The organism is Streptomyces sp. NPDC041135 (assembly GCF_055592085.1).
In genome coordinates, this window is record NZ_JBVIYZ010000025.1 from 72,836 (window position 1) to 80,693 (window position 7,858).

Consider the following 7,858-nt stretch of genomic DNA (forward strand, 5'->3'; position numbering starts at 1 on the left):
TCAGCTCGGTCCGGCCTTGTAACCGACACCACGGACGGTCACCACGATCTCCGGCCGCTCCGGGTCCTTCTCGACCTTGGAGCGCAGCCGCTGGACGTGCACGTTGACCAGGCGGGTGTCCGCGGCGTGCCGGTAGCCCCAGACCTGCTCGAGGAGCACCTCACGGGTGAACACCTGCCACGGCTTGCGGGCCAGCGCGACCAGCAGGTCGAACTCCAGCGGGGTCAGCGCGATCGACTGCCCGTCCCGCTTCACGGAGTGCCCGGCCACGTCGATGACCAGGTCACCGATGGTGAGCTGTTCGGGTGCCGGCTCCTCCGACCTGCGCAGCCGCGCCCGGATCCGGGCGACCAGCTCCTTCGGCTTGAACGGCTTCACGATGTAGTCGTCGGCGCCGGACTCCAGGCCCACCACGACATCGACGGTGTCGCTCTTCGCGGTGAGCATCACGATCGGAACCCCGGACTCCGCCCTGATCAGGCGGCACACCTCGATGCCGTCCCGACCGGGCAGCATCAGGTCCAGTAGCACCAGGTCGGGTTTGCTCTCACGGAAAGCGGCCAGCGCCTTGTCGCCGTCGGCTACGAAAGACGGCTCAAAACCTTCACCACGCAACACGATGCCGAGCATCTCGGCCAGTGCGGTGTCGTCGTCGACGACAAGGACTCGTCCCTTCATAAACGACATCATCCCATTAACTAAATCGTTACCTGGCGTGACCTGGCACACAGCTCCGTCAGAGCCTCGGCCGTCACGGGCGAAATCGCGCCCTCCTCGGTGACGATCGCCGTCACCAGCTCGGGCGGCGTCACGTCGAAAGCCGGGTTGTAGGCCTGTGTTCCCAGGGGTGCCACCGGCATCCCGCTGCCCGACCCCGCCACCGCCACCTGCGGCGCTGTGACCTCCGTCACCTCGAATCCCGGTCGCTGCTCCACCTCGATCGCCGCCCCGTCCGGCGTCGCGAGGTCCACCGTCGTCACCGGCGCGACCACGATGAACGGAACGTGGTGGTAGCGCGCCAGCACCGCCAGCGGATAACTGCCCACCTTGTTCGCCACCGAGCCGTCGGCCGCGATGCGGTCCGCCCCGATCAGCACCGCGTCCACCTCTCCCGCCGCGAACAGCGAACCCGCCGCGTTGTCGGTGAGCAAGGTGTACGCCATGCTGTTGCGCGCCGCCTCGTACGCCGTCAGGCGAGCACCTTGCAGCAACGGACGCGTTTCGTCCACCCACAGGCGCCGCAGCTGCCCGGCCCGGTGCGCGGCCAGGGCCACCGCGAAGGCCGTGCCCTCCCCGCCCGACACCAGCGCCCCGGTGTTGCAGTGGGTGAGGATCCGGTGGTTGCCGCCCGGCAGCAGCTCGTCCAGCAGTGCCAGCCCGTGCGCGGCCATCCGGGCGCTGGCCTCGGCGTCCTCCCGGTGCAGGGCCTGCGCCGCGGCCAGCGCCGCCACCGCCGCGGCCGTCGCGTCCCCGCTCCTGGCGAGCGCCGCCCGGTGCGCGGCCACGGCGCGGCGCACGCCCACGGAGAGGTTCACCGCGGTCGGCCGGGCACCCACCAGCGCACTCGCCGCGTCGTCCACGTCGAAGCCCCGCGCGGCGGCGAGCGCGACGCCGTACGCCCCCGCGATCCCCAGCAGCGGCGCTCCCCGCACCGCCAGCGAACGGATGGCCTCCACCAGCGCCGACGCGTCCGTGCAGACCAGCTCGACCTCCTCGGTCGGCAGCCTCGTCTGGTCGAGAAGGACCAGTACGGGACCTTCGGGTGGCTCCTCCCAACGGATCGCCGGTATCTCGGTGGGCCGGTTGTCCTCGCCGCTTCGCGCGTACTGATCAGACATGCGGTCAGTCTGCCCCGTAACCGGCGGACAATTGAAGGTGTGCAGCCCATACCGCGGCCGGCCCACCGGCAGGCACCCCATGGCACGATGTCTGCCAACCTGCCGCCGCGACCGCGGACGGGCACCGTGAAGGAGCTTCGATGACTGACACTCCGGGCTGGGCCTCGCCCGGATCCGCCTCGTCGGACGGGCGGGAACCCGGCGCGTCCGGGCCCGCCGAACCCAGCGACCGTCCCGGTCCCGGTGAACCGGCCGGCCAGCCGGCCGCAGATCCGCAGGGCCCGGACCCGAAGTGGTCCAAGGAGCAGCCGCCGGCGGGCCAGTGGTCCGCGCCCACGGGCCCCCCGAACCCCGGACAGGCACCGCCGCCACCCCCCGGCCCCGGCTGGGGCGGCCAGTACCCGGCCGGCGGCCAGGGCGGCCACCCGGGCCCCGGCGGTCACCAGGGCGGCGGCTGGAGCGGCCCGGCAGGTCCCGGCGCGTACGGCGGCGGGTACGGCGGCGCGTACGGAGCCCCCGGCAACGGAGCCTGGGGCGGCGGCTGGGGCGGCCCTCCGCCCGCGGCCAAGCCCGGCGTGATCCCGCTGCGCCCGCTCGCGGTCGGCGAGATCCTCGACGGTGCCGTCTCCACGATGCGCACCTACTGGCGCACCGTCCTCGGGATCTCCCTGACCGTCGCGGTCCTCACCCAGCTCGGCGTGATCGTCCTGCAGGGCCTGGTCCTGAACAACACGGCCACCACCGACGCCCTGCAGGACCCGAGCGCGTCCGGGGAAGAGGTGCTGCGCGCGGCCGGCGAGATCATGGTCGGCTCCACCGTCGTCGGACTTATCTCGGTGATCGGCACCATCATCGCCACCGCCCTGCTGACCACGGTCACCAGCCGAGCCGTCCTCGGCAGGCCCGTGACCACCGGGGAGGCCTGGCGCGACGCCCGGCCGCAGATCCCCAGGCTCTTCGGGCTGCTGTTCCTGCTCATGCTCATCGCGACCGGCATCCTGCTCTGCGGAACGCTGCCCGCCATCCTCGTCGGAGTCGGCGGCGCCGGCGAAGCGGCCACCGTCTCGCTCGCCGTCGTGGGCATCCTCGCCGCCCTCGTCGTCACCGTCTGGCTGATGGTCCGCCTGTCCTTGTCCTCCCCCACGCTGATGCTGGAGAAGCAGGGCATCCGCAAGTCGATGAGCCGGTCCGTGAAGCTGGTCCGCGGCTCCTGGTGGCGCGTCCTCGGCATTCAGCTGCTCGCCACCATCATCGCCAACGTCCTCTCCTCCATCGTCGTGGTCCCCTTCGCCCTCCTGGCGGGCATCGTGGGCGGCGGAGACGGCGCCGTGACCTTCTTCCACACCACCACCACCGACGTCGGGTGGACGTTCCTCATCATCAGCGGCATCGGAGCGGTGATCGGAGCCATGGTCACCCTCCCGATCAACGCGGGCGTGACCGTGCTCCTCTACGTCGACCAGCGGATCCGCCGCGAGGCCCTCGACCTGGAACTGGCCCGCGCCGCCGGGGTCAACGGCTACGGCGTCGGCGCACCCGGCGCCACTCCGGGGAGCTGATGCGGTGAGCCTGCCGGGGGGAGTCCTCACCGCGGCGCCGGCCCTGCCGCGCGCCGCGGTGGCGGGCGCGCGGCACCTGCTGCGCGCCCGGGACACGGTCCTGCTGTCACGGGGCGGCTCGGGCGACGAGCCACCCGTGACCGTTCCACGCGATCCCGCCCAGAAGGCGGCGCGCCGCGAGCTGTCCAAGCGGATGTACCACCAGAACGACCCCGGCCTGCTCCAGCGTGCGCTGAACGCCGTCTGGAAGTGGGTGGGCCGGCTCTTCGACACGGCGGCCTCCGCCACCCCCGGTGGAGCACTCGGCCTGCTCGTCGTGGCCGTGGCCGTGATCGCGGTGTTGGCCGCCCTGTGGTGGCGCCTGGGCACTCCCCGCCGACGCCCCGCCTCCGCGCCCGCCCTCTTCGACGACCGCCCCCGCAGCGCCGCCGAACACCGTGCGGCCGGCGAGGCACACGCCGCCCAGAGCCACTGGAGCCAAGCCGTCCAGGAACGCATGCGGGCCATCGTCCGCTCCCTGGAGGAACGCGCCCTGCTCGACGTCCGCCCCGGCCGCACCGCCGACGAGGCCGCCGCCGAAGCCGGCCGCGCCCTGCCGGCCCACACCGGCCGGCTGCGCTCCGCCGCCGAGGAGTTCGACGCCGTGACGTACGGAGGGCGCCGGGCCGACGAACAGGCGTACCACCGCGTCGCCGAACTCGACCGCGACCTGGAACGCACCAGGCCGGTCCTCGCCGGCACCACCCTCAGCGCCCAGGGCACCGGCCGCAGCACCAGCCAGGGGGACGGCGCATGACCACCGGGACCGCCCTCCCGACCACCTCCGTCTCGCCCACCACCCGCCAGGTCTGGACCCGCACCCGCGGCATCGTCCTCGCCCTCGTCCTGCTCCTGGCAGCGGCCGTCGCCATCGCCCTGGTCCGCTCCGGCGCCCGGCACGGCCAGCTCGACCCGCGTTCCGCCGACCCTCGAGGCAGTCGCGCCGTCGCGGAACTCCTCGCCGACCGCGGGGTGTCCACACGGGTGGTCACCACCCTCGGCCAGGCACGCGCCGCCGCCGGCCCGGACACCACCCTCCTGGTCGCCGTCCCCGACCTGCTGACCCAGCGTCAGCAGACCGCGCTGCACGCCGCCACCGCGACCTCCGGCGGCCGCACCGTCCTGGTCGCAGCAGGCAGCTGGTCCGTGGAGAGGCTCGCTCCCGGAGTCATCGCGGACCCCGCCACCAGCCTCGACTCGACCCTCGACCCCCACTGCGCCCTGGCCGACGCCCGGCGGGCCGGCAGCGCCGACACGGGCGGCATCCGCTACACCACCAGCGCTCTCGACGCCGACACCTGCTACCCCAGCCAGCGCCTGGCCACCCTGGTGCGCCTCCCGGCGGCCTCCGGGGACGGCGACACCGTCGTCCTCGGGGCCCCCGACATCCTCTGCAACGACCATCTGGACCAGCGGGGCAACGCCTCGCTCGCCCTGCAACTCCTCGGCTCCCGCCCCCATCTCGTCTGGTACCTCCCCTCGCTCTCCGACTCCTCGGCCATCGACACCGGCGACCGCAAGAGCTTCCTCGACCTGCTCCCCCGGGGCTGGCTCTGGGGCACCCTGCAACTCTTCGTCGCCGCGGCCCTGGCCGCCCTCTGGCGGGCACGGCGGCTCGGCCCCCTCGTGCCCGAGAGACTGCCCGTGGCGATCCGCGCCTCCGAGACCGTGGAAGGCCGCGCCCGCCTCTACCGCAAGGCCAACGCCCGCGACCGGGCTGCCACCGCCCTGCGCGCCACCACCCGCACCCGCCTCGCCCCCCTCGTCGGCGTCTCCCCCGCCCAGGCCCACGCACCCGAGGCGCTGCTCCCCGCCCTGTCCTCCCACCTGCTCGGCGACGGACCGGCCCTGCGCTCCCTCCTCTTCGGACCGCCGCCCGGCGACGACGCCGCGCTCATCACCCTGACCGACCGACTCGACGCCCTCGAAAGAGAGGTACGCCGTTCATGACGGACCCGACCACCGACACCGCCGGGCACACCGGGACCCCGGGCGCCGCCCGTGCCTCCCTCGAAGCCCTGCGCGCCGAGATCGCCAAAGCCGTGGTCGGACAGGACCCCGCCGTGACCGGCCTCGTCGTCGCCCTCCTCTGCCGCGGACACGTTCTCCTCGAGGGAGTCCCCGGAGTGGCCAAAACGTTGCTCGTCCGCGCCCTCGCGTCCGCACTCGAACTGGACACCAAGCGCGTCCAGTTCACCCCGGACCTGATGCCGAGCGACATCACCGGCTCCCTCGTCTACGACGCCCGCACCGCCGAGTTCTCCTTCCAGCCCGGCCCGGTCTTCACCAACCTCCTCCTCGCGGACGAGATCAACCGCACCCCGCCGAAGACCCAGTCCTCCCTGCTGGAAGCCATGGAGGAACGCCAGGTCACCGTCGACGGCACCCCGCGCCCCCTCCCCGAGCCCTTCCTCGTCGCCGCGACCCAGAACCCGGTCGAGTACGAAGGCACCTACCCCCTGCCGGAAGCCCAGCTGGACCGCTTTCTGCTGAAACTGACGATCCCTCTGCCCTCCCGGCAGGACGAGATCGACGTCCTGACCCGCCACGCCGAGGGCTTCAACCCCCGCGACCTGCGCGCCGCCGGCGTACGCCCCGTGGCGGGACCCGCCGACCTCGAGGCAGCCCGCGCCGCGGTCGCGAAGACGACCGTCTCGCCCGAGATCACCGCCTACGTCGTCGACATCTGCCGCGCCACCCGCGAATCCCCCTCCCTCACCCTGGGCGTCTCCCCCCGCGGCGCCACCGCCCTCCTCGCCACCGCTCGCGCCTGGGCCTGGCTGACGGGCCGCGACTACGTCATCCCCGACGACGTGAAGGCCCTCGCCCTGCCCACCCTCCGCCACCGGGTCCAGCTGCGCCCCGAGGCCGAGATGGAGGGCGTGACCGGCGACTCGGTGATCACCGCGATCCTCACCCATGTCCCGGTCCCCCGCTGATGGCACTCACCGGACGCGCCGCCCTCCTCGCGGCCCTGGGCTCCCTTCCCGTCGGCATCCTGGCACCGAGCTGGACGGGCATGCTCGCCGTCAACGGTCCGCTCGCCCTCGCCTGTGCCTGCGACTTCGCCCTCGCGGCCCCCGTACGCCGTCTCGTCCTGTCCCGCGACGGCGACACCTCGGCACGGCTCGGCGACAGCGCCGAGGTCACCCTGACCGTCACCAACCCTTCCGGCCGCCCCCTCCGGGCCGATGTGCGGGACGCCTGGCCGCCCAGCAGCTGGCAGCCCGGCACCGAGGTCGAGGCCTCCCGGCACCGCCTCACCGTGCCGGCCGGTGAACGCCGTCGCCTGACGACCCGCCTGCGCCCCACCCGGCGCGGCGACCGCCAGGCGGACCGCGTCACCTTCCGCTCCTACGGCCCCCTCGGCCTCTTCTCCCGTCAGGGCACCCACGAAGTGCCCTGGACCGTACGGGTTCTGCCCCCGTTCACCAGCCGGAAGCACCTCCCGTCGAAACTCGCACGATTGCGTGAACTCGACGGCCGTACCAGCGTGCTGACCCGCGGCGAGGGCACCGAGTTCGACAGCCTGCGCGCATACGTGCCCGGCGATGACACCCGATCCATCGACTGGCGCGCCACGGCCCGGCAGTCCACGGTGGCCGTACGCACCTGGCGCCCGGAACGCGACCGCCACATCCTCCTGGTCCTCGACACCGGCCGTACGTCGGCCGGTCGCGTGGGCGACGCACCGCGCCTCGACGCCGCCATGGACGCGGCCCTGCTGCTGGCGGCACTCGCCTCCCGGGCCGGGGACCGCGTCGACCTCCTCGCGTACGACCGCCGGGTCCGCGCCCTCGTCCAGGGCCGGTCCGCCGGTGATCTGCTGCCGTCCCTCGTGAACGCCATGGCGACCCTGGAACCGGAACTGGTCGAGACGGACGCCCGCGGCCTCAGCGCCACGGCGCTGCGCGTGGCTCCTCGCCGCTCCCTGATCGTCCTGCTCTCGACGCTGGACGCGGCCCCCGTCGAGGAGGGACTGCTGCCCGTGCTGCCGCAGCTCACCCAGCGGCACACCGTCGTGCTGGCTTCTGTGGCCGATCCGTACATCGCCCGTATGGCGACGGCTCGTGGGGACACGGATTCGGTGTACGAGGCCGCTGCCGCAGCCCAGGCGCAGTCGGAGCGCCGGCGTACGGCGGAACAGCTGCGGCGGCACGGCGTGACGGTCGTGGACGCGACACCGGAGGAGTTGGCACCGGCTCTGGCCGACGCCTATCTCACGCTGAAGGCGGCGGGCCGGCTCTGAGCATCGGGTCGGTCCGTCCGGCCGGGAACGAGGAGGAGCCGGCAATTCCCGGGTCCAGCCACGGAGAGACCAACCCCATAAACGCAGAAAACCCCGCATCTTTCGATGCGGGGTTTTCTCACAATTTGTTCGGCGGTGTCCTACTCTCCCACAGGGTCCCCCCTGCAGTACCA

The 7,858-nt window shown here is 73.2% G+C and carries 7 protein-coding genes; 5 read left to right on the plus strand and 2 right to left on the minus strand.

The features are described from left to right. Positions 1-690, minus strand: coding sequence for a two-component system response regulator MtrA (mtrA, locus tag ACZ6CZ_RS32390; RefSeq protein ID WP_187279108.1), 690 nt, complete (start codon positions 688-690; stop codon positions 1-3). An 8-nt stretch (positions 691-698) separates the two neighbouring features. Continuing rightward, positions 699-1,838, minus strand: coding sequence for an S-methyl-5-thioribose-1-phosphate isomerase (gene mtnA, locus ACZ6CZ_RS32395; RefSeq protein WP_469028387.1), 1,140 nt, complete (start codon positions 1,836-1,838; stop codon positions 699-701). Positions 1,839-1,978: 140 nt separating this feature from the next. On the opposite strand from mtnA, the gene ACZ6CZ_RS32400 reads away from it, so the two are divergent. Genes ACZ6CZ_RS32400 through ACZ6CZ_RS32420 form a run of 5 tightly spaced genes read left to right on the plus strand, consistent with a single transcriptional unit; the run spans position 1,979 to position 7,685 of the window. Beyond that, positions 1,979-3,397 (plus strand): glycerophosphoryl diester phosphodiesterase membrane domain-containing protein, encoded by a 1,419-nt coding sequence (locus tag ACZ6CZ_RS32400; protein WP_469028390.1) that lies wholly within the window; start codon positions 1,979-1,981, stop codon positions 3,395-3,397. Positions 3,398-3,401: 4 nt separating this feature from the next. Beyond that, complete coding sequence (locus ACZ6CZ_RS32405; RefSeq protein ID WP_469028392.1) at positions 3,402-4,193, plus strand: DUF4129 domain-containing protein; 792 nt, start codon at positions 3,402-3,404, stop codon at positions 4,191-4,193. Next, positions 4,190-5,386 (plus strand): DUF4350 domain-containing protein, encoded by a 1,197-nt coding sequence (locus tag ACZ6CZ_RS32410; protein ID WP_469028394.1) that lies wholly within the window; start codon positions 4,190-4,192, stop codon positions 5,384-5,386. Before ACZ6CZ_RS32405 ends, ACZ6CZ_RS32410 begins: the two co-directional genes overlap by 4 nt. Continuing rightward, entirely contained in the window at positions 5,383-6,375 is a 993-nt protein-coding gene (locus tag ACZ6CZ_RS32415; RefSeq protein ID WP_469028397.1) for an AAA family ATPase, read from the plus strand. Before ACZ6CZ_RS32410 ends, ACZ6CZ_RS32415 begins: the two co-directional genes overlap by 4 nt. After that, a complete protein-coding gene (locus ACZ6CZ_RS32420; protein ID WP_469028399.1) occupies positions 6,375-7,685 on the plus strand; it encodes a DUF58 domain-containing protein in 1,311 nt (436 codons plus the stop codon). The genes ACZ6CZ_RS32415 and ACZ6CZ_RS32420 overlap by 1 nt, the downstream gene beginning before the upstream one ends. Positions 7,686-7,858 lie beyond the last annotated feature (173 nt).

Excerpts from the sequence above, each read along its gene's own strand:
- mtrA (WP_187279108.1), bottom strand. The coding sequence starts at position 690 with ATGATGTCGTTTATGAAGGGACGAGTCCTTGTCGTCGACGACGACACC.
- mtnA (WP_469028387.1), bottom strand. The coding sequence starts at position 1,838 with ATGTCTGATCAGTACGCGCGAAGCGGCGAGGACAACCGGCCCACCGAG.
- ACZ6CZ_RS32400 (WP_469028390.1), top strand. The coding sequence starts at position 1,979 with ATGACTGACACTCCGGGCTGGGCCTCGCCCGGATCCGCCTCGTCGGAC.
- ACZ6CZ_RS32410 (WP_469028394.1), top strand. The coding sequence starts at position 4,190 with ATGACCACCGGGACCGCCCTCCCGACCACCTCCGTCTCGCCCACCACC.
- ACZ6CZ_RS32415 (WP_469028397.1), top strand. The coding sequence starts at position 5,383 with ATGACGGACCCGACCACCGACACCGCCGGGCACACCGGGACCCCGGGC.
- ACZ6CZ_RS32420 (WP_469028399.1), top strand. The coding sequence starts at position 6,375 with ATGGCACTCACCGGACGCGCCGCCCTCCTCGCGGCCCTGGGCTCCCTT.